Source organism: Plesiomonas sp., from assembly GCF_051650925.1.
Taxonomy (GTDB): Bacteria; Pseudomonadota; Gammaproteobacteria; order Enterobacterales; family CAMTGL01; genus Plesiomonas.
Map to the genome: position 1 here is coordinate 1 of NZ_JBOFRH010000055.1, position 1,224 is coordinate 1,224.

General features: G+C 45.5%; 2 protein-coding genes. One reads left to right on the top strand and one right to left on the bottom strand.

What is annotated here, in order from left to right:
- The coding region (locus ACRC27_RS01370; protein WP_438638980.1) for an adenylosuccinate synthetase at positions 1 to 317 on the bottom strand (317 nt) is incomplete at its 3' end.
- Between the two features lie 134 nt (positions 318 to 451).
- On the opposite strand from ACRC27_RS01370, the gene ACRC27_RS01375 reads away from it, so the two are divergent.
- Positions 452 to 1,224: LysR family transcriptional regulator (locus tag ACRC27_RS01375; RefSeq protein ID WP_438638982.1), on the top strand; the 773-nt coding region annotated here is incomplete at its 3' end.

Genomic DNA, 1,224 nt, shown 5'->3' on the forward strand with positions numbered 1-1,224 from the left:
GGTAAGCACAGTGTTGCACGATCAGAGATGCACATGTTGACGTTAACACCGGCAGCTTTGATCTCAGCGAGTTCTTTGGTCAGAGGTTCAGGGCTGATTACCATACCTGGGCCTAATACGGCCAGACAATTTGGGTTAAACACACCGCTTGGCAGCTGATGCAGTTTAAAAGTACCAAAGCTGTTGACTACGGTGTGACCGGCGTTATTGCCACCTTGAAAGCGAATGCTGGCAGAAGATTGGTCTGCCAAATAATCGACGATACGGCCTTTGCCTTCATCACCCCAGTTTGCACCTACAACAACAATAGACGACATAATCAGTTCTCCTCACACACAATGGCTCTATCCTAAGATGAATTAAGGAATTAGAAAAATTAATTATATTTATCATTCTGATAAGTTTTCCATATAATTAAGGGATAAAACCTTCTGCAAGAGAGTAGGGTAAGATGCTTGATATTCACTGGCTAAATACTTTCAGCACCTTGGCTCGTTTGAAACATTTTGGTCAAACGGCCACTGAGCTGCACATGACACAGCCCAATGTCAGTTTGCATATTAAAAATCTGGAGACTGCAACGCGGGCAAAGTTAATTGAACGTAGCCCGTTTCGGTTAACACAGGCTGGTGAGCGGTTGTTGCTGAGTGCAGATAATACGTTGCGCGAGTTACAGCTTTGCCAATCTGATTTGAATGCATTAAACAGCCAAAGTCAGGGCACATTGGCCATTGCGGCTAGCGACATTATTTCACGATTACTGCTGATTCGACCTTTTCAACGCTTTAAGCAGCATTTTCCGGGTATTGATCTTACGCTATATAACTCGACTTCAGATCAGGCTGCTGAACTGGTTAAATCGGGCAAAGCAGATCTTGGGTTTGTATTGGCTCAAAAGCGCAGTGAGCCACTGCATTTTACCCCGTTGCAGCCGGTTAAATGGTGTGCTTTGGGTGAAGGATTATTGTTTGATGAACAAACCGATACGGTGGTGCTTGCTACCAAGCAGGCGGCCTCGGCGGAATTACCTACTCTGATTTTACTGGGGCACGATACCCGCACGCGGGCACTGATTGATGCATCGCTACAACGTTTATCATTGCCACCAGTGCGGGTTATGGAAGTGGGAAGTGTTGATGCTCAAATTGATTGGGCAGAGGCTGGTTTTGGTGTGGCGATTGTGCCTGAATTTTCATTGCACCCTAAGTTAAATTTACGTTCACG